Here is a 466-nt window from a genome sequence, read left to right on the forward strand (position 1 = left end):
CCCGTGCGGACGTCCGCTGCGAGCACGACCACGGTGCGGCCGGGCAGGATCATCATCGATCCGGGCACGAGGTGCTTGCGGGGAAGCTCCCCCGGCAGCCCGGTGTGGGCGACCACCCGGTAGCCGAGGGCCCAGGGAGCGCCGGGCAGGGACAGCTCCACCGGGTCGGCACCGGCGTGGAAGTAGATCAGGAAGCCCTCCGAGCGGTCCGACAGGTACATGCCGAGCGTGCGGCGTCCCATGTCGTGCCATTGCTCCGTGGTCATCTCCGTGCCCGATTCGGCGAACCAGGCCACCGGTGAGCGGCCGAGGCCGTGCCCTGCAGCGTCGGTGACCTCGCCGTGGTAGCGCCACTGCTCCGGACGCAGCAGCGGGTGTTCTGCCCGCAGCTTCAGCAGGGTTCGGGTGAGCTCCTCCTGGGCCGACCACTCCTGGAACTCGTACCAGTTCACCCACGAGACGGGGG

The 466-nt window shown here is 70.6% G+C and carries 1 pseudogene; it reads right to left on the reverse strand.

Going from position 1 to position 466, the window contains the following annotated elements:
• Positions 1 to 466 (reverse strand): annotated as a pseudogene (locus I6F37_RS39095) (hypothetical protein); the annotation flags it as partial.

This window comes from Bradyrhizobium sp. NBAIM08 (genome assembly GCF_020193935.1).
Classification (GTDB): Bacteria; Pseudomonadota; Alphaproteobacteria; order Rhizobiales; family Xanthobacteraceae; genus Bradyrhizobium; species Bradyrhizobium yuanmingense.